15 protein-coding genes are annotated in these 20578 nt (G+C 66.9%); 9 read left to right on the top strand and 6 right to left on the bottom strand.

The window, feature by feature from the left end; all coding sequences use genetic code 11:
- Positions 1-125: 125 nt before the first annotated feature.
- Positions 126-506 (top strand): hypothetical protein, encoded by a 381-nt coding sequence (locus NEF64_RS04190; protein ID WP_031395863.1) that lies wholly within the window; start codon positions 126-128, stop codon positions 504-506.
- Between the two features lie 17 nt (positions 507-523).
- Here NEF64_RS04190 and glpK read toward each other — a convergent pair whose 3' ends face one another.
- Complete coding sequence (gene glpK, locus NEF64_RS04185; protein ID WP_056407269.1) at positions 524-2017, bottom strand: glycerol kinase GlpK; 1494 nt, start codon at positions 2015-2017, stop codon at positions 524-526.
- An 89-nt stretch (positions 2018-2106) separates the two neighbouring features.
- Here glpK and NEF64_RS04180 point away from each other — a divergent pair, with 89 nt between their 5' ends.
- Entirely contained in the window at positions 2107-3690 is a 1584-nt protein-coding gene (locus NEF64_RS04180; protein WP_056407267.1) for a glycerol-3-phosphate dehydrogenase, read from the top strand.
- Here the strand turns inward: NEF64_RS04180 and NEF64_RS04175 are convergent.
- Entirely contained in the window at positions 3666-4490 is an 825-nt protein-coding gene (locus NEF64_RS04175; RefSeq protein ID WP_056407511.1) for a pirin family protein, read from the bottom strand. The two genes, NEF64_RS04180 and NEF64_RS04175, sit on opposite strands and share 25 nt — an antisense overlap.
- 236 nt (positions 4491-4726) lie before the next feature.
- Here NEF64_RS04175 and NEF64_RS04170 point away from each other — a divergent pair, with 236 nt between their 5' ends.
- From NEF64_RS04170 to NEF64_RS04140, 7 genes are all read left to right on the top strand, one after another.
- Positions 4727-5695 carry an outer membrane protein assembly factor BamD gene (locus NEF64_RS04170; RefSeq protein WP_056407265.1) on the top strand — a complete coding sequence of 323 codons (969 nt, stop codon included), beginning with the start codon at positions 4727-4729 and terminating at the stop codon, positions 5693-5695.
- A gap of 218 nt (positions 5696-5913) precedes the next feature.
- The gene (gene recN / locus NEF64_RS04165; RefSeq protein WP_107045238.1) at positions 5914-7578 is read left to right on the top strand and encodes a DNA repair protein RecN; all 1665 of its coding nucleotides are present in this window, start codon (positions 5914-5916) and stop codon (positions 7576-7578) included.
- Positions 7579-7619: 41 nt separating this feature from the next.
- A complete protein-coding gene (gene ligA / locus NEF64_RS04160) occupies positions 7620-9764 on the top strand; it encodes an NAD-dependent DNA ligase LigA (RefSeq protein ID WP_252574642.1) in 2145 nt (714 codons plus the stop codon).
- 216 nt (positions 9765-9980) lie between these two features.
- Positions 9981-13334: a TonB-dependent receptor gene (locus tag NEF64_RS04155; RefSeq protein ID WP_056407259.1), complete on the top strand. Its 3354-nt coding sequence runs from the start codon at positions 9981-9983 to the stop codon at positions 13332-13334.
- Positions 13335-13495: 161 nt separating this feature from the next.
- Positions 13496-14638, top strand: coding sequence for a sensor histidine kinase (locus NEF64_RS04150; RefSeq protein ID WP_056407257.1), 1143 nt, complete (start codon positions 13496-13498; stop codon positions 14636-14638).
- Entirely contained in the window at positions 14635-15432 is a 798-nt protein-coding gene (locus NEF64_RS04145; RefSeq protein ID WP_031393111.1) for a LytR/AlgR family response regulator transcription factor, read from the top strand. The genes NEF64_RS04150 and NEF64_RS04145 overlap by 4 nt, the downstream gene beginning before the upstream one ends.
- Before the next feature lie 172 nt (positions 15433-15604).
- Positions 15605-17473 (top strand): ABC-F family ATP-binding cassette domain-containing protein, encoded by a 1869-nt coding sequence (locus tag NEF64_RS04140; RefSeq protein WP_031393112.1) that lies wholly within the window; start codon positions 15605-15607, stop codon positions 17471-17473.
- Between the two features lie 116 nt (positions 17474-17589).
- Here NEF64_RS04140 and NEF64_RS04135 read toward each other — a convergent pair whose 3' ends face one another.
- The 4 genes from NEF64_RS04135 to NEF64_RS04120 all read right to left on the bottom strand — a co-directional run bounded on the left by NEF64_RS04135 (position 17590) and on the right by NEF64_RS04120 (position 20428).
- Entirely contained in the window at positions 17590-17868 is a 279-nt protein-coding gene (locus tag NEF64_RS04135) for a DUF3297 family protein (RefSeq protein WP_031393113.1), read from the bottom strand.
- 89 nt (positions 17869-17957) lie between these two features.
- Entirely contained in the window at positions 17958-18332 is a 375-nt protein-coding gene (locus NEF64_RS04130; protein WP_031393114.1) for a hypothetical protein, read from the bottom strand.
- Positions 18333-18487: 155 nt separating this feature from the next.
- Positions 18488-19201: a hypothetical protein gene (locus NEF64_RS04125; protein ID WP_056407255.1), complete on the bottom strand. Its 714-nt coding sequence runs from the start codon at positions 19199-19201 to the stop codon at positions 18488-18490.
- 3 nt (positions 19202-19204) lie between these two features.
- Entirely contained in the window at positions 19205-20428 is a 1224-nt protein-coding gene (locus tag NEF64_RS04120; protein ID WP_056407253.1) for a toxic anion resistance protein, read from the bottom strand.
- Between the last annotated feature and the right edge of the window lie 150 nt (positions 20429-20578).

Genomic DNA, 20578 nt, shown 5'->3' with positions numbered 1-20578 from the left:
ATCCTGCTCCGGTCTTCACCGACCGATGATTTTGCTGCCGCCCCGAAGCGCTGCACCACAATTCGACCTGTTCCCACGCGGCACCCTCGCCGCGTGCCCCTTTGTCCATCCGAAGAGACCCGACCATGGCCTATCTCGACCTCGACAACCTGTTCGCCGCCCCCGTCGCCAGCCGGCCGACGATCAGCGCCGCGCAGACCGAAGGCCGGGCCGGGTTCACGCAGCTCGAATGGCACGTCATCATGCTTGCCAAGCAAGACGGCCTGCGCAGCCTGGCGGTGCCGGGACGGCTGGACCGTGCACTGCGGACGATCTTCGGCCTGTCCGAGCGCTCGCCGCTGGCCGACCCGCGGCTCGAGGCGCTGCGTCGGCTCTCGGTCCATGCGTGGCGCCACGGCTTCGCGCTGCCGGTCGCCGAGATCGAGCGGTTCCTCGCCGCCGGGTTCCATCGCGGCCAGATCGAAGTCCTGGTCCAGCGCGTGACGGGTCTGCGCGTCGCATCCTGAGGCGGCCCGGCCGATCGTCAGTCCGTACTGAGCGCCTTGCGTAACGCGGCGTGCCAGCCGGCGATCAGCGCGGCGCGGTCGTTCGTCGCCATGCGCAGCTCGAAACACGCCCCCCGCCGCCACGTCTGCGACAACGCATCGAGATCGGGCCAGACGCCGGTCGCCAGCCCCGCATGGAACGCTGCGCCAAGCGCGGTCGTCTCGAGATGCGTCGGCCGCTCGACCGGTGTCTCGAGCATGTCCGCGAGAAACTGACACAGCCAGTCGTTCGCCGCCATGCCGCCGTCGATCCTGAGCGTCGCGGGCGCCGCGCCGCCGTCCGCGACCATCGCCTGCGCCAGATCGAGCGTTTGATAGCCGACCGCCTCAAGCGCCGCACGCGCGAGATGCGCGCCCGTCGCGCCCAGCGTCAGCCCGGTGATGAGCCCGCGCGCGTCGGGATCCCAGTGCGGCGCGCCCAGCCCGACAAAGGCGGGGACCATGTAGACGCCGTGGCTGTCGGGAATCTCGGTCGCCATGTCGTGCGTCTGGTGCGCGCTGGTGATCACGCCGAGCCCGTCGCGCAGCCACTTGACCGCCGCGCCGGCGACGAAGATCGATCCCTCCAGCGCATAGGTCATCTGCCCGTTCAGCCGATAGGCGGGCGTGGTCAGCAACCGGTGGTCGGACGCGATCGCCGTGTCGCCGGTGTTGAGCAGCATGAAACATCCTGTTCCATAGGTCGACTTGACCATGCCGCGCGCGAAGCAGGCCTGGCCGAACAACGCCGCCTGCTGATCCCCCGCCATTCCCGCGATCGGGATCGGGACGTCGAACAACCCCGGTGCGGTCGTGCCGAACACATGGCTGTTGTCGTGCACCTCGGGCAGCATCGCCTGCGGCACGCGCAGCAGCCGGCACAGCGCATCGTCCCAGTCCTGTCGGCGAATGTCATAGAGGAGCGTGCGCCCGGCATTGGTCACGTCGGTCGCATGCACCGCGCCGCCGGTGAGCCGCCACAGCAGGAAACAGTCGATCGTGCCGAAGGCGAGTTCCCCCTTGTCCGCGCGCGCACGCGCACCCGGCACGGTGTCGAGGATCCACGCGATCTTGGTTGCGGAGAAATAGGGATCGAGCAGCAAGCCGGTTTTGTCGCGGACCATCTGTTCCGCGCCCTCGGCCTTCAGGCTCTGACACACATCCGCGGTGCGGCGGTCCTGCCAGACGATCGCGGGGTAGATCGGCGTGCCCGTCGCGCGATCCCAGACGATAACGGTTTCGCGCTGGTTGGTGATACCGATCGCCGCGATGTCGCGCGCGGGCACGCCGCCGCGTGCGATCGCCTCGCGCGCGGTCGCCAGCGTGTCGCGCCAGATGTCCTCGGGGTCATGCTCGACCCAGCCGAGTCGCGGATAATGCTGCGCGAATTCGCGCTGCGCCGTCGCGACCGGTCTGGCCGTCGCATCGAACAGGATGCTGCGCGTCGATGTCGTACCCTGATCGATCGCGAGGACGTGCGTGGCTTGGCCCATGCGGCTCTCCTTTGCGACCGCTCTAGGCCGCCCCACCGCCCCGCGTCGAGGCTAGCCACCGGTCCGCCCGCGGTGGTAAACGGGAGACGATGATGAAAACGCCCGCGAAATTCGACGTCGACCTGTTGATCGTTGGCGGCGGCATCAACGGCACCGGGATCGCACGCGATGCCGCCGGGCGCGGACTGTCGGTCCTGCTGGTCGAGCAGGACGATCTCGCCAGCCATACCTCGTCGGCCAGCACCAAGCTGATCCATGGTGGGCTGCGCTATCTCGAATATGGCGAGCTCCGGCTGGTGCGCGAGGCGCTGATCGAACGCGAGCGGCTGCTGGCGATCGCGCCGCACATCATCTGGCCGCTGCAGTTCGTCCTGCCGCAGACGCATTCGCCGCGCCCCGCCTGGATGGTCCGGCTCGGGCTGTTCCTCTACGACCATCTGGGCGGCCGCAAGGTCCTGCCCGCGACGCGGACGGTGCATCTCGACCGCGATCCGCTGGGCGACGGGCTGAAACCCGGCGCGACGCGCGCCTTCGTCTATTCGGATTGCTGGGTGGAGGACAGCCGGCTGGTCGTGCTCAACGCGCGCGATGCGGCGGAGCACGGCGCGACGATCCTGACGCGCACCCGGCTGGTCGCGACGACCCGACGGGACGGCGGCTGGTCCGCGACGATCGCCGATGCGCAGGGCGAGCGCACCGTCACCGCCCGCGTCCTCGTCAACGCCGCCGGCCCCTGGGTCGCCGATGTGCTGGGTAAGGTCCCCGATTCGCGCCGCGACCGCGGCGTCCGGCTGATCAAGGGCAGCCACATCGTCGTGCCGCGCCTCTATGCGGGCGATCACGCCCTGCTGTTGCAGAACCCGGACAAGCGCGTCGTCTTCGCGATTCCCTATGAAGGTCGCTTCACGCTGATCGGCACCACCGACGAGGCGTGGCAGGGCGCGCCCGGCCCCGCGACGATCGACGCCGCCGAGACCGCCTATCTGTGCGACACGATCGACCGGTATTTCCAGCGTGGCATCACCCCCGCCGACATCGTCTGGAGCTATTCGGGGATCCGCCCGCTCTATGACGATCACGCCGCCAACGCGTCGGCGGTGACTCGCGACTATGTGCTCGATCTCGACGCCGCGGAGGATCGCGCGGCGATGCTGAGCATCTTCGGCGGCAAGATCACGACCTATCGCAAGCTCGCCGAGCACGCGATGACTCAGCTTGCGCCCTTTTTCCCCGATCGAAACACGGACTTGACGAAAAGCTGGACCGCGACGGTCGCGCTGCCCGGTGGCGATCTGCCCGAGAGCAATTTCGACCGGTATCTCGAAGCGCTGATCCGGGCGTACCCCGACCTGCCGGCCGCACTGCTGCGCCGACTCGGCCGTGCCTACGGTACGCGGGTGGACCGGATCCTCGGTGCGGCGCGCACCACCGCCGAGCTTGGCGAGGATTTCGGCGCGGGGCTTCATGCTGCGGAAATCGACTATCTCGTCGATCAGGAATGGGCGCGATCGGCGGCCGATATCCTCTATCGCCGCAGCAAGCTCGGGCTGCACGTACCCGCCGACGCCGCCGCACGGATCGACGCGTATCTGGCCGATCGCATCGATGGGGCGGCGGGAGGCGCACCGCCCCCCGCCGCAGCGCCCGATCAGATCCGCGTGTCGCCCGCATAGGCGAACAGCAGGTCGGCGTCGTCGCTGGCCTCGATCCGCTCGGACCCGGTCACGGTGACGCATTCGCCCGCCTTGAACGCGACACCCGCGACGCTGCCTGATCCGGTGATCGGGATCAGCCAGGCGGTCCGCCCCTCGGGCAGGGTCACCGCATGCTCGCCACCGGTCCAGCGCTCGAGCACGAACTTGGGGCCTTCGACCTGGATCGTCCGACCTTCGGAGACGACGCCCGGTGACGTGATCGGCTGATAGGGCACCGGATCCGAGACCGCGATGCCGTCGTCGAGGTGCAGTTCGCGGTCGCTGCCATAATCATAGAGGCGATAGGTGGTTTCCGAGTTCTGCTGAACCTCGATCACCGTCAGGCCGCCGCCGATCGCGTGGATCGTGTCGGAGGCGCAGTACATGAAATCGCCCGCCTTGACCGGCTTCCAGTAGAGCTTGTCCTCGATCGTGCCGTCGATCGCGGCCGCGCGCAGGTCGTCGCGCGACATCGGCGCCTTGGTACCGACGGCGATCGTCGAATCGGGTTCGGCGGCCAGCACCGTCCAGCATTCGTCCTTGCCCCGTGGCAGGCCGCGCGCATGCGCCTGGTCGTCGTCGGGATGGACCTGCACCGACAACTTCTCGCTGGTGAACAGATATTTGATCAGCAGATCGGGGGTCGTGTCGCCGGGCTCCTGAAACCAGACCTCGCCGATCGCCGGCGCATCCGGGGCGGGATCGTCAAAGCCGGGCCACAGCGTGTGGCGTCCCCAGGGCTTCTCGACACGATGGGTGTGAAGCAGGGTGGCGGGCATCAAACGTTCCTTCTCAAGGCTGGCGGACTGGCGCGACATAGCGCCCCGGGGCCCAACTGGCGAGACGCCGGGAATGTCCCGTCGTCGACGCGGCATCGCGCCAGGCGTATCGCGCCCGTCGACCGGTGAATTGTGGCTGAATAGACCGCCCCGAAGGCCGCTGCTTCAGGCGCCTTCAAACCCCCTCGCTAGGGGGGATTGTTCGCGTGCCCCCGGTTACGCTAAGGACGACGTCCATGCGTATCCCCCAGTCTCGCGCGCTCTCGATCGCGCTCCTCGCCGCCATAGCGCTCCCCATGGCCGGGTGCGCGAGTTCGCGCACCTCCACCGACATCCCGTATGTCGCGCGCGACGTGGGCACGCTCTACTCGCTGGCGAAGAAGCGGCTCGACCAGGGGCGCTACAAGGAGTCGGCGCAGCTGTTCGACGAGGTCGAGCGCCAGCATCCCTATTCGATCTGGGCCCGCCGTGCGCAGATCATGAGCGCGTTCAGCTATTATCTCGACACCGACTATACCAAGTCGATCCAGTCGGCGCAGCGGTTCATCGCGGTCCACCCGGGCAACCGCGACGCGCCCTATGCCTATTATCTGATCGCGCTGGGCTATTACGAGCAGATCACCGACGTCACGCGCGACCAGAAGATCACGCGCCAGGCGCTCGACGCGCTGGGCGAGCTGACACGGCGCTATCCCAACACGCGCTATGCGTCAGATGCGCGGCTGAAGATCGATCTCGTCAACGATCACCTTGGCGGCAAGGAGATGGAGATCGGTCGCTTCTACGAGACGCGCGGCCAGTGGCTCGCGGCGAACGGGCGGTTCCGCACCGTGATCGACCAGTATCAGCAGACCACGCACACCCCCGAGGCGCTGATGCGTCTGACCGAAACCTATCTCGCGCTCGGCGTACCGATCGAGGCCGAAAAGGCCGCGGCCGTGCTGGGTCGCAACTATCCGGGCACGCCTTGGTATCAGCGCGCGTACAAGCTCATGCAGGAGCATCCGGTCAAGCCGCTGGCGCCGATCGCGACGGGCGCGCAGATCGTCCCCGCCGGCACCCCCGGCGCGCTCCCCGCCGCTGGCCTCGGCGAGACCCCGGCAATCCCGGGCTCGCCCGGCAACGGCGGTTCGGGCTCCGCTGCGGCAGGCGGGTCGGGCCCGGTCGGCCCAGCCGGTACCACGCGCACCACGCCCGGCAACTGAGGCCCTAGGGGCTCGGCCCCGTCCCCCGAGCAACGTCATCCTGACGAAAGTCAGGACCCATAGCCATCAACGGCACGCTCGTAACCCTGGGTCCTGACGTTCGTCAGGATGACGATTGGCGTCGCGCGCTTCGAAATGACGAACGGCCCCTAGCCCCACTGACGAACCAGAACATTGGGGGATCATTTTCGCATCCGGATCGTCTAAGGGACGAACCGATGCTGACAGAACTCTCCATCCGCGACGTGGTATTGATCGAGGCGCTCGACCTCGGCTTCGGCCCGGGGCTCGGCGTGCTGACCGGCGAGACCGGCGCGGGCAAGTCGATCCTGCTCGATGCGCTCGGGCTCGCGCTCGGCGGCCGCGGCGACAGCGGACTGGTCCGGCATGGCGCTGCGCAGGCGGTGGTCACCGCGACCTTCGATCCGCCCGCCCCCGGCACGCCGCTGATGGCGCTGCTCGATGAGAACGGGCTGGCGATCGAAGCGGGCGAACCGCTGATCATCCGCCGCATCGTCAAGGCCGATGGCGGCAGCCGCGGCTTCGTCAACGACCAGCCGGCCTCCGCTGGTCTGTTGCGCGAGATGGCGCCGACGCTGGTCGAGATTCATGGCCAGCATGACGAGCGCGGCCTGCTCAACCCGCGCGGCCACCGCGCGCTGCTCGACATTTTCGGCCGTACCGAACCCGCCGCGACGACACGCGCGTGGACCGCGCTTCGCGAGGCCGAGGATGCGCTTGCCACTGCCCGCGCGGATATCGAAAGCGCGGCGCGCGATCGCGACTGGCTCGAACACACCGTCGCCGAACTGACCGCGCTCGGCGCCGAACCCGGCGAGGAGGAAACACTCGCCGATACCCGCCGCTCGATGCAGCGCGCGGAGAAGATCGCGGACGACCTGTCGGCGATCGACGACTATCTCGAAGGGTCGGATGGCGGGCTCGCCAAGCTGCGTCAGGCCGCGCGTGTGCTCGAACGGATTTCGGGCGATCATGTCGCGCTCGCCGACGCGCTCGCCGCGGTCGACCGCGCGGTGATCGAGGGATCGGTCGCCGAGGAGCGGATGCGCGATGCGCGGATCGACCTCGCCTATGACCCGCGCAGCCTCGAGGACGACGAGGCGCGGCTGTTCGAACTCCGCGCGATGGCACGCAAGCACCGCGTCCAGCCCGATGACCTCGCCGCGCTGACCGATGAGATGCGCGCCCGGCTCGAACGACTCGACGCGGGCGAAGGCGGTATCGCGGTGCTCGAGGCAGCGCTTGCCAAGGCGCGCGCAGCCTACGACAAGGCTGCGGACGCGCTCTCGGCCCGGCGTGCCAAGGCCGCGCTGCGACTCGACACCGCGGTCGCGGGCGAGCTCGCGCCGCTGAAACTCGACGCCGCCCGCTTCCGCACCGTCTGCGCCCCGCTCGGCGAGGAGGGCTGGTCGGGCGCGGGCAAGGACCGTGTCGAGTTCGAAATCTCGACCAACCCCGGCGCGCCCTTCGCCGGCCTCACCAAGATCGCCAGCGGCGGCGAATTGTCGCGCTTCATCCTCGCGCTCAAGGTCGCGCTCGCGGAAGAAGGCGGCGCAACGACGATGGTGTTCGACGAGATCGACCGCGGCGTCGGCGGCGCTGTCGCCAGCGCGATCGGCGAGCGACTCGCACGCCTCGCGCAGAGCACGCAGCTGCTCGTCGTCACGCACAGCCCGCAGGTCGCGGCGCGCGGCGCCAAGCATCTGCTGATCGCCAAGAGCAACGACGGCACCGTCACCCGCACCGGCGTCCGCGCGCTCGACGAGGCCGAACGCCGCGAGGAGATCGCCCGGATGCTCTCGGGCGCGACGATCACCGACGAAGCGCGCGCACAGGCCGAACGACTGCTCGAAACCGCCTGACACTCTTGCCGCGCGCGGGGCAGCTGCCTAACCCCGCGATCATGACTGCGCTGCCCACGTCCGCCCTGCCCGCCACCGAAGCGGAGGCCGCCGCCGAGCTGACGACGCTCGCCGAGCGCATCGCCTATCACAATGCGCGCTATCACACCGACGACGCGCCCGAGATCAGCGACGCGGACTATGACGCGCTGGTTCGCCGCAACAGCGCGATCGAGGCTGCCTTCCCCGCGAGCGTCCGCGCCGATTCGCCGAGCCGAAGCGTCGGTGCCGCCCCCGCCGGGCATTTGTCGAAGGTCGCGCATGCCAAGCCGATGATGAGCCTCGACAACGCGTTTTCGGACGAGGAGGTCGAGGAGTTCGTGCGCCGCGTCCGCCGCTTCCTCAAGCTCGCCGACGATGCCCCCGTCGCGCTCACCGCCGAGCCCAAGATCGATGGCCTGTCCTGCTCGCTGCGCTACGAGCAGGGCCGGCTGGTCCAGGCGCTCACCCGCGGCGACGGCCAGGTCGGCGAGGACGTCACCGCCAATGTCCGCACGATCGCCGACATCCCGCAGCAACTGGCCGGCGAGCCCCCCTACCCTGCGGTCTTCGAGATCCGCGGCGAGGTCTATATGGCAAAGGCCGACTTTGCCGCGCTCAACGCCCGCCTGCTCGCGGACGCCGAGCAGAACAGCAAGGAGGCGCGCCAGTTCGCCAACCCGCGCAATGCCGCCGCCGGCTCGCTCCGCCAGAAGGACGCGAGCATCACCGCCGAGCGCACGCTGCGTTTCCTCGCGCATGGCTGGGGCGAGGCGAGCACCGTCCCCGCGGAAACACAGTCCGCGATCGTCGACCAGTTCCGCGCCTGGGGCTTCGCGGTTGCCGACGGCTTTGCGCGCGTCGAGGACGAACAGGGCGCGCTCGGAGTCTACCGCGCGATCGAGGCCGGCCGGGCCGAGCTTCCCTTCGATATCGACGGTGTCGTGTACAAGGTCGACCGGCTCGACTGGCAGACGCGACTCGGCCAGGTCGCGCGCGCGCCGCGCTGGGCGATCGCGCACAAATTCCCCGCGGAGCGCGCGCAGACCACGCTCAACGCGATCGACATCCAGGTCGGGCGCACCGGCGCGCTGACCCCGGTCGCGCGGCTCGATCCCGTCACCGTCGGCGGCGTCGTCGTCACCAATGCGACGCTCCACAATTTCGACGAGATCGAGCGGCTCGGCGTCCGCGTCGGCGACCGCGTCCTCGTCCAGCGCGCGGGCGACGTCATCCCGCAGATCGTCGAGAGCCTGACCGCCGCCGAGGATCGCCCCGCCTATGTCTTCGACCGGCTCTGCCCCGATTGCGGGTCGGCGGCCGAGCGCGAGGAGGGTGAGGTCGTCTATCGCTGCACCGGCGGGCTGATCTGCCCCGCACAACGTGTCGAGCGGCTCATCCATTTCACCTCGCGCCACGCCTTCGACATTGGCGGGCTCGGCCAGACCCTGGTCGAGGCGTTCTTCCGCGACGGGCTGATCGAATCGCCCGCCGACATCTTCCGCCTCACCGAGGAGCAGCTCGTCGCGCGCAAGAAGGACGGCCGCGTCTGGGCGGCCAAGCTGATCGCGGCGATCGACGCGCGACGCAGCATCGCGCTCGACCGCTTCCTCTTCTCGCTCGGCATCCGCCATGTCGGCGAGATCACCGCACGCGACCTCGCCCGCCGCTATCGCTCGGCCAAGGCGCTCGGCAGCATGCTGCGCCGCGCGGTGTTCCTGTATCACAGCATCACGCCGGTGATCGGCGAGCCCGAACGCAAATATGTCCTGCGCCGCGACAAGCTGCTCGTCGGCGTGATCGAGACGGCGGGCGTCGGCCCCGAGGTTGCCAACGCGCTGATCGGCTTCTGCGCCGAACCGCACAATCGCGCGGTCGTGTTCGACCTGCTGCGCGAGGTGACGCCCGCCGACGTCGTCCATGAAACCCGCGATTCGGACGTCAGCGGCCAGACGCTGGTCTTCACCGGCAGCCTCGAGACGCTCAGCCGCGATGAGGCCAAGGCGCAGGCCGAGCTGCTCGGCGCGCGCGTCGCGGCGTCGGTTTCGGCCAAGACCGACCTCGTCATCGCCGGCCCCGGCGCGGGATCGAAGCTGAAGAAGGCGACCGACCTGGGGATTCGCGTGATCACCGAAGCGGAATGGGCGGCGATCGTCGCGGCGAGCTGAATGCGCAGTACCGCACGCACTTGATCGAAATTGGTTCCGTCGTGGACCAATCGATACCGGGCCGTGGCTTTTTTGCAACGCAATATGACGGAGTGCGTCCGGCGCAACACGCGACTCGCCAATGTCATGGAACCGAAATATTTGGAGCGCAGGGGCGCGGCTGACCGAACGATCAAGTCGCGGATCTCGAGCATAAGCTCAAAGGGGACATTTCAAATGCGTAACAACCTTTTCCTGGGTGCGGCGGCGATTGCGCTGATCGCGCCGATGGCCGCGTCCGCGCAGGAGACGACCTCCTCGATCCGCGGCACTGTTACAGCCAATGGCGCGCCCGTAGCCGGTGCGTCGGTGGTGATCCTGAACGTACCGTCGGGCTCGCGCTCGACGCAGACGACCGACGCCTCGGGCAACTTCAACGCCGGCGGTTTGCGCGTGGGTGGTCCGTTCACCGTCACGGTCACCGCGGCGGGCTATCCCGAAACGTCGATCACCGACATCCAGACCACCGTCGCGCAGACCTATGAATTGCCGATCGAGCTGGCCGCCGCCGAATCCGGCGGTGCAGACATCGTCATCACCGCATCGTCGCTGCCCCGCGCGCGCAACGTCAGCCAGGGCCCGGCAACGGTCCTGAACGCCGAGCAGATCGGCTCGGTCGCATCGGTGAACCGCGACGTCCGCGACCTGATGCGCCGCGATCCGTTCGCGCGTCTCGACGACACCCCCTCGGGCGGTCGTGCCGTTTCGTTCGCCGGCCAGAATGCGCGCTTCAACCGCTTCTCGGTCGACGGCGTGCCGGTCACCGACAATTTCGGCCTCAACCCCGACGGCCTGCCGACCCGCCGCGCGCCTATCCCGTTCGATTCGATCGGCCAGTTCCAGACCAAGGTCGCGCCCTATGACGTCCGCGAAGGCAACTTCCAGGGCGGCGCGATCAACGCAATCCTGAAGTCGGGCACCAACGAATTCCACGGCACGGGCTTCTATGCCTATTCGGACGACAGCCTGACCGGCAACCGCACGAAGGCAGGCCCCGGCGTTCCCACCGGCCGCGTCAACATTCCCGACTTCAAGTACGAGAATTTCGGCGCGGAGCTGTCCGGGCCGATCATCAAGGACAAGCTGTTCTTCATGATCGCGGGCGAGCGCATCCGTGCGAACACCCCGATCGTCGAGGGTACCGCCGGCACCAACGCCGGTACGGTCGTCCCCAACATCACCGACGCACAGGTCGCCCAGATCCAGCAGATCGCGGACTCGCGCTACGGCTATGACACCGGCGGTGTGCTGCAGGATTCGAACGATCGCGACGATCGCCTCGTCGCCCGTATCGACGCCAACCTGTCGGATACGCAGCGCGCGTCGCTGACCTATCTCTACACGAAGGATTCGATCCAGCTCGGTCAGAACACCTTCGTCACGGGCACGCCCGGGCTCGGCCTCGAGTCGAACGGCTATATATCGTCGAACCGCCTCCACACCGGCGTCGCGCAGCTGAACAGCGACTGGAGCGAGGAATTCTCGACCGAAATCCGCGGTTTCTACAAGGACTACAAGCGCGGTCAGGACCCGATCCTCGGCCGCGGCTTCGCCCAGATGCAGGTCTGCACCGCGCCGACCTCGGATCGCGGCACCGGCACCGCCACCAACAACGACTTGTCCAACACTTGCCAGTCGGGCTTTGGCAACGTCTCGTTCGGACCGGACATCTCGCGCCAGTCGAACGAACTGACCAGCCGCAGCTTCGGCGGCCTCGTGCAGGGGCGCCTGACGCGGGACAATCATGACGTCCGCGTGTTCGGTGAGTTCACCGATTCGAAGATCAACAACCTGTTCGTCCAGCGGACGGCGGGCGATTACTACTTCGACTCGATCGCCGATTTCCAGGCCGGCAATGCGCAGCGTTTCCGTTATGGCAATGCCGTTCCGTCGCTCGACCCGGTCAACGGTGCCGCGCGCTTCCGCTACCAGTCCTACAGCTTCGGTGTTCAGGACACGTGGCGCGTGAGCGACCTGTTCACGCTGTCCTACGGCGCACGCTACGACACGTTCGGCGGCCATAGCCGTCCCGAGCTGAACTCGGCATTCCTGTCGCGCTACAACTTCCCGAACACCGCCTATATCTCGGGCCGCGGCGTGTTCCAGCCGCGCATCGGGTTCGACTTCAAGCCGGTGTCGGCGGTGTCGCTGCGCGGCGGTATCGGCATCTTCTCGGGCGGCGCGCCCGACGTCTATGTCTCGAACAGCTTCTCGAACACGGGCTTCCTGACCAACGCGATCGACGTCCGCCAGAACAACAACAACAGCTACACGATCGCCGGGCTGTCCGCGGCGGACGCGCAGACCAACGGCGGCGCGATCCTGACCAACGTGAACGGCACGGCGGTCCCGGCGGCGGCCAATGGCGTGCTCACCAACGCGACGGTCAACACGCTTTCGCCGACCAACGCACTCGATCCGAACTTCAAGGTGCCGTCGCAGTGGCGTGGCACGCTGTCGGCCGACTATGATCCCAACTGGGGTGGCACGTTCGGCGATGGCTGGCACTTCGGCGCCGACTTCCTGTGGTCCGACGTCCGCAACCAGGTGTTTTTCACCGATCTGCGCGTCGCGCCGACGGCATTGCGGACGCCAGATGGCCGCGTACGCTATGCCTCGCGGACCACGTTCGCCGACACCAATTCGGACCTGTATCTGACGAACACCACGCGTGGCCGCAGCTACATCGGCGTCGCGCGCGTCAGCAAGGACTTCGATTTCGGCCTCAACCTGGGCGTCAGCTACACCTATCAGGACATCAAGGATCAGGCGCCGGCAACCTCGTCGACCGCGTCGTCCAACTACGGCAATGGCGCGTTCCTCGATGCCAACGGTGCCGCCTATGGCATTTCGAACGACCAGGTGAAGCACAACATCAAGTATAACGTCAGCTTCAACCACGCGTTCTTCGGCGACTACAAGACCAACTTCACGCTGTTCGGCGAGACGCGTATCGGTCGCCCGTACAGCTACACGATGCAGGATCTGTCCTCGAACCGGTCGCCGGTGTTCGGCACGATCGGCAGCGCATCGCGCTACCTCCTCTACGTGCCGACCTCGACCACCGATGCGCTCGTGTCGTATGACAGCGTGGCAACGCGGGACACGTTCGAGGCGCTGATCAACTCGACTGACCTGAAGAAGTATCGTGGCAAGATCACGCCGCGCAACGGCTTCAACTCGAAGTGGTTCACGCGTTTCGACCTTCATCTGTCGCAGGAAATCCCGACCTTCGTCGGCGCCAGCCGCGTCCAGCTGTTCGCGGATATCGAGAACGTCACCAACTTGCTGAACAAGAACTGGGGCCAGATCCGCGAATACCAGTTCCCGTACACGATCCCGGCGGTTCGCGTTCAGTGCCTTCAGACGGCGGTCGCGACCGGCACGGCGCCGGGCGCAGCAGTCACGGCGAATTCGAGCCAGGCCTGCGCGCAATATCGGTACAGCGCGCCCGCATCGGCGCCGAGCGACACGATCTATTCGCGTCAGTCGCTCTACTCGATCCGCGTCGGCGCACGGTTCAGCTTCTGAGCCCTATCGCCTCGACGTGACGACCGGGCCGCCGTTTCCAGATGGGAAACGGCGGCCCTTTCGCGTCCGGTCACCGGCCCTTCGCCGCCGGCACGAAAATCTCCTGAAGCCGCAACCACTTTTGCGCCCGCCGCCGCCCGCGTGTAAGACCGGCGCTAACCATGGCCAGCTCTCCCGCCCCGTCCTCCACCCAGCCCCCCGGCACGCCCCCCCGCCTGCCCTTTTCCGCGCGGCCCTTTTTCGAGAACAAGGCGCGTGCGTTCTGGACGCTGCAGGCGGTCGGCTGGAGCGGCTATCTGATGCTGCGCGGCGTGTCGTCGGTGTCGAATGGCCTCACGCTCACCTCGATCATCCCGGTCATCATCGAGGCGATCGTCGGCTATTGCATCACGCTGCTGCTCTCGACGCTCTATGGCTATTACCGCCGCATCCCGCGCGTGATCGGGCTGTTCCTGACGATCGCCACGCTGGCGGCGGCGACTTTTCTCTATGCGGTGCTCGACGCCTTTTCCTTCTCGTTCATCCAGACCGCGACGCCGGGGATCACGATCACCCGCATGCTCGGCTTCGTGTTCCTCAACTTCGTCACGCTGGCGGGCTGGTCGGCGCTGTATTTCGGGATCAACTTCTACCTGATCGTCGAGGAGCAGATCGACCAGATGCAGCATCTGGAGAATCAGGCCTCCTCGGCGCAGCTGGCGATGCTGCGCTATCAGCTGAACCCGCATTTCCTGTTCAACACGCTGAACTCGATCTCGACGCTCGTGCTGCTCAAACAGACCGAGCGGGCGAACGCGATGCTGTCGCGGCTGTCGTCGTTCCTGCGCTACACGCTGGCCAATGAGCCGACCGCGCACGTCACCGTCGCGCAGGAGATGGAGACGCTGAAGCTGTATCTCGAGATCGAGAAGATGCGGTTCGAGGACCGGATGCGGCCCAAATTCGACATCGACCCGCGCGCCGAGCGCGCCCGGCTGCCGTCGCTTCTGCTGCAACCGCTGGTCGAGAATGCGATCAAATATGCGGTCACGCCGCAGGAGGAAGGCGCCGAAATCTGCGTCACGGTGCGGCTGGCCGGGGAACGGGTGCAGATCGCCGTATCCGATACCGGACCGGGCTTGATCGATGGCCGGATCAGTCCAAGCCTTTCAACAGGCGTCGGGCTCGCTAATATTAGAGACAGGTTGGCGCAGGCATATGGCCCCGACCATCGTTTTGAAACCCGCTCCACGCCCGCTGGCGGCTTCTCGGTCGAGATCGAGATTCCCTACCAGCTTGAAGACGTGAACAGAGAGGCCGCATGACCATCCGTACCATTCTCGTCGACGACGAGCCGCTGGCGATCCAGGGGCTCGAACTTCGCCTCCAGGCGCATGAAGACGTCGAGATCATCGAAAAATGCTCGAACGGCCGCGAGGCGATTCGCGCGATCAAGACGCACAAGCCCGATCTCGTCTTCCTCGATATCCAGATGCCCGGCTTTGACGGCTTCTCCGTCGTCCAGGGGCTGATGGAAGTCGAACCGCCGCTGTTCGTCTTCGTCACCGCCTATTCGGACCACGCGTTGCGCGCGTTCGAGGCGCAGGCGGTCGATTATCTGATGAAGCCGGTCGAAGAGTCGCGGCTCGCCGACACGATCGAACGCGTCCGCCAGCGCCTCTCGGAAAAGCGCGGCGTCGAGGAGGTCGATCGGTTGCGCGAAGTGCTCGCCGACGTCGCCCCCGATGCGGCGGCCGACATGCCGGACGGCGATGCGGTGTCCGCCAACCGCTTCGAAAAGCTCATCAACATCAAGGATCGCGGCCAGATCTTCCGCGTCGACGTCGACACGATCGAGCGGATCGATGCGGCCGGCGATTACATGTGCATCTACACCGGCGACAACACGCTGATCCTGCGCGAGACGATGAAGGATCTGGAGAAGCGCCTAGACCCGCGCCGGTTCCAGCGCGTGCATCGCTCGACGATCGTCAATCTCGACCTCGTCAAGCAGGTGAAGCCGCATACCAACGGCGAATGCTTCCTGGTGCTCAATTCGGGTGCGAGCGTGAAAGTGTCGCGCTCCTATCGCGACGTGGTGGCGCGCTTCGTCCACTAAAACGCGGCGGGTCGTCTCCCGCCGTTCCATACTCCCCGCCGTTATCCTGACGAAAGTCAGGATGACGGGAGGTGGAGGCGCCGTGCCGCGATCGACGACGCGCCGCGATCGGCGCTGCCCCCCTCGCCCGCCCCCTCGCAAAACCATGCTGCATCTGCTAACGCCCGCGGCCATGCTGAACCTGAACAATATCACGGTGCGCCTCGGCGGACGCGTTATCCTCGACGGCGCCAGTGCGGCGCTGCCGCCGGGCAGCCGGGTCGGGCTGATCGGCCGCAACGGCGCGGGCAAGTCGACGATGGTGCGCGTGATCGCAGGGCAGCTGGAGCCCGATGACGGCTCCGCGGACATGCCCAAGGGCGCTCGCATCGGCTATCTCGCGCAGGAAGCCCCGCACGGCGTGAAGACCCCGTTCGAGACCGTGCTCGAGGCCGATCTAGAACGCGCCGCGCTGATGCTGGAGAGCGAGACCAGCGAGGATCCCGACCGGCTCGGCGACGTGTACGAGCGGCTGATCGCGATCGACGCCTATACCGCGCCCGCGCGTGCGGCGCAGATCCTGCTCGGCCTCGGCTTTGACGAGGAGATGCAGGCCCGCACGCTCGACAGTTTCTCGGGTGGCTGGAAGATGCGCGTCGCGCTCGCCGCGCTGCTGTTCTCGCAGCCCGACCTGCTGCTGCTCGACGAGCCGTCGAACCATCTCGATCTCGAAGCGGTGATGTGGCTCGAGGATTTCCTCAAAAGCTACAAGGCGACGATCGTCGTCGTCAGCCACGAGCGCGATTTCCTCAACAACGTCGTCGATCACATCCTGCATCTGCAGGGCGGCAAGATCACGCTCTATCCCGGCGGCTATGACGCGTTCGAGCGCCAACGTGCCGAGCGCCTCGCGCAGATCGAGGCGGCGCGCGCCAACCAAGCGGTGCAGCGCGAGAAGCTGCAGGAATATATCGCCAAGAACAGCGCGCGCGCCTCGACCGCCAAGCAGGCCCAGTCGCGCCAGAAGATGCTGGCGAAGATGCAGCCGATCGCCGAGAGCTATAATGATCCGACGCTCTCGTTCGGTTTCCCCAACCCGACCGAGCTCCGCCCGCCGTTGATCACGCTCGACATGGCCACGGTCGGCTATGCGGACGTGCCGATCCTGAAGCGGCTCAACATGCGGCTCGACCCCGACGACCGGGTCGCGCTGCTCGGGCGCAACGGCAACGGCAAGACCACGCTCGCGCGGCTGCTCGCGGCGCAGCTGACGCCGATGGACGGCGACATGGCGTCGTCGAACAAGATGAAGGTCGGCTATTTCACCCAGTATCAGGTCGAGGAACTCGATCCGCACGATACGCCGATCGAGCATATGGCGCATCTGATGAAGGGCGCGACGCCCGCCGCGGTGCGCGGCCAGCTCGGCCGCTTCGGTTTCTCCGGCGACAAGGCGACGACCAAGGTCGGCAAGCTGTCGGGTGGCGAACGCGCCCGGCTCGCGCTCGCGCTCATCACCCGCGACGCGCCGCATTTGCTGATCCTCGACGAGCCGACCAACCATCTCGACGTCGACGCGCGCGAGGCGCTGGTGCAGGCGCTCAACGCCTATACCGGCGCCGTCGTGCTGGTCAGCCATGACCGTCACATGCTCGAACTCACCGCCGACCGGCTCGTGCTGGTCGATGGCGGCACGGCGAAGGAATTCGACGGCAGCCTCGACGATTACATCGCGTTCGTCCTGAAGGGCGATGCCGGCAAGGGCGATGCGGCGTCGAAGGCCGACAAGAAGGCGGGCAAGAAGGCCGCGGCGGAGGCCAAGAGCAACGACGCCGCGTTGCGCAAGACGCTGCGCGAGGTCGAGGAGCAGACCGCGAAGTTCACCAAGGAACGCAACGCGATCGACCGCGCGATGGTCGACCCGGCCAATGCCGAGCCACGCTTCTCGCGGATGTCGATGGGCGATCTCAGCAAGCGTCGCGCCGAGGTGAATGCGAAGCTCGAGGCAAGCGAAGCCAAGTGGCTCGAGGCGAGCGAGGCTCTGGAGGGCGTGGCGGCGTAAGCCACGCCCCGTCATCCTGACGAAAGTCAGGATCCAGAGTTACGCAGGGTGGTGCCTGTGACTCTGGATCCTGGGTCAAGTCCAGGATGACGGGGTAGGTTTCGTGAACGAGAGGCTCAGCCCTCGTCGGCGTCGTCCGTAGCCCCGTCCGAAGCCGCAGGCCGCTCGAACCATGCCTCGACTGGCCCCGAGAGCTTCAGCGTCAACGGGTTGCCGTTGCGATCGACCTTCTTGCCGAGCGCGACGCGGATCCAGCCTTCGGAGATGCAATATTCCTCGACGTCGTGGCGCACGCCATCCTTGAAGCGGATGCCGATCCCGCGCTCCAGCAGCTCCTGCTGGAAAAACGGGCTGCGATGGTTGGTCGAAAGGCGATCTGGGGGCGTGTCGGTCATCGCGCGCGCTTAGCCGCAAGCGGGCGGGTGGCGCCACAAAAAAACGGCGCCGGGATTGCTCCCGACGCCGCGTTTTGCGTCAGATCAGATCAGCTGCAGACCTGCACCTGGACCTGATCGCCATAATAGGGATCGACCCGCCACTCGCTCCAGCACCGCGGACGATAATCCTGGCGGTAATAGGTCCGTACCGGCGGACCATCATAATAGCCGCCATTATAATAGCCGCGGTCGACATAGCGGTCGCGGTTGCTGCTCGCGATCGCTGCACCCACGCCGAGCCCCAGAATACCGCCGAGCACCGCCGCGCCCGCGACATTGCCGCCACCGCGATGGTGATACCCACCCCAGCCGCCGCCGCGATAGCCGCGACCCCAACGCTGCGCATCGGCTGGCGCTGCCGCGGTCAACGCGGTCGCCGCAAGTGCGATGCCGAGACCTGCCTTTTTCATCAATCCGTTCATCGAGAACCTCCTCTACGTCCGGTCCGCATGAAGCAAACGCATGAACCGCGACCGTGGTCCCGCTCTATCCGAGTCGGGCTGAACCGAAGCGGAATGTGCTGTTAAGCTGAGGTTTAACGGCATGGAGAGCATCTCCGCCCCGCCCTCACGGCGTGCTAGGTCTCGTCGCGATATTTCATCTCGAGGAAGCGACCGCGCGTCGCCAGCGTGTCGAGATCGTCCTGCGCGAGCCTCTGTGTCATCTCGCCAATCTCCTGCTCGATCAGCGACAGCCCCGCGACGAGTTCGGCATCGGGCGTGCGGCCATTGCGCGGCGTCGTACGCAGCGCCTGGGGCACGCGTTCGTAATCCTTGACGAACGCGGGCAGCTGCTCGCCGACCAGCTTGCGCACCTCGATCGCCTCGGGCGCGTCGTCGGCGAACCGCGCGAGCTGCGGCGCGAGCGTTTCGAGCCGCACGCCGATCCGGTCGACCAGGGTCACCGCGGGCGCGGGCAAGGCGGGGCGCTGCGCCTCCAGCCAGCGTTCGGTCTGCCGCGGCAGTGCCTTGATATCGACCGATGCGAGCCGCTCGGGCGTCGGCGCGCGCTCGGCGGGCCACACCGCGAACAGCAATGTCGCCGCGACCAACAACGCGGTGACCAACATAAAACCGCCGATCCCGAGCGGGACGATCCAGCCGATCACCATCGCCGCAATAAGGATCGCGACGTCGGCGATCGCGATCCGCGTCAGCCTCTTACCGATCGTCTGAGTCCGGCGTGTCCGCCCCCGCGTCGGCAGCCGGGCCGCGCCGACCGCGCCGCGGTCGTCCGAGATCCGCGACCAGGAGGCGCGCGCGCTGGCGATGGCGTCGTCGACTTCGCTCACGCCTTACATCGCCTCCAGCTTGAACGCGCTCGGCGACGGGCCGCCCAGCTGCCCCCCATTTTGACCTTGGGTGGCCCCCTCAGCCCGCGCGATATAGCCGCGCGACTTGTCGACCTCGTTCGACAGCGCGCCGACCGTGGTCTTCATGCTGTCGAGCGCCTTCAGCTTGAACACGTCGATCGCGTCCATCGTGTCGTAGATATTCTGGAACGCGCGTTGCAGCGTCTCGAGCGGGATGGTTGCGGAAGCCGCCTGCTCGTGGATCTGCGCGGTCTGCGATTTCAGCAGCTTGCCGGTCGAGTCGATGATGTTCGCGGTCGTCGTGTTGAGCGCGGTGATCTGTTCGAGCACCAGCTTCTGGTTGGTCAGCGCCTGCGCGACCGTCACCGCGGTGCGCAGCGCGGACACGGTCGTGGTCGAGGCGCGGTCGACGCCCTTCACCAGCTCGACATTGTTCTTCTTGACCAGGTCGAGCGCGAGATAGCCCTGCACGGTGACCGCCATCTGCGTCAGCAGATCCTGCGTGCGCTGGCGGGTGTAGAACAGCGCGGTCTCGCGGATCGCCTTGGCCTTGGCCGGATCGCTGTGGTCGAGATCATTCGCGACATCCTCGAGCTTCGCATCCATCGTCTTCGACAGATGGATCATCTGTTCGAGCCGCCCCATCGCCGCCCACAGATTGGCGCGCTCGGTATCGATCGCGGCATTGTCCATCAGCAGCTCGTCCTTGCCCGACGACAGGCTCTTCAGGATCTGCGCGATATGGGTCTGCGATGATTTGTAGCCGTCGAAATAATTGCGCATCTTGCCGCCGAACGGGATGATCCCGAACAGTTTCTGTGGCGCGGTCAGGTTGCCCTTCTTGCCGGGATCGAGATCCTCGACGACGCGGCGCAGCTCCGCCAGATCCTTGCCGACGCCGGTTTCCTGATCCATCGCGCGGACCGGGCGATCGAGGAACCGGTTCGACTGGCCCGCCGCCTCGCGGATTTCCTTCGCCCCCATCGCGGTGATCGCATCGACGCGCTTGCCGAATTCAGGGCTGTTGACGTCCTGCGCGACGAGGTCGGTGACAAAGCCGGCGACCCGATCATCGAGCTGCGACTTCACTCCCGCATCGACCGGCACGAGCCCGGCGGCCTTCGTCGCGGAGACAGTCGGCACGGGGTCGGGCGGCGTCAGGACCAGGCCAGGCTCGGTCGTCAGCGTCTCGGGTGTCGTCGCCATGCAATCCTCCAATCGGTGCCGCATCCTAGGGGAACGACACCCGCATTCAACTGTGGTGTCTAGATAATACACGCAAGCCACGCAATCGTCTTGGCGGCTCGCCCGGAGACTGGCGCGGGCCACCCCGAAACAGGCTCGCGATCGGCGATT

The organism is Sphingomonas aerolata, assembly GCF_023935825.1.
Taxonomy (GTDB): Bacteria; Pseudomonadota; Alphaproteobacteria; order Sphingomonadales; family Sphingomonadaceae; genus Sphingomonas; species Sphingomonas aerolata.
Note: the sequence above shows the minus strand (reverse complement) of the source record. Positions and strands in the feature narration are given on the sequence as shown.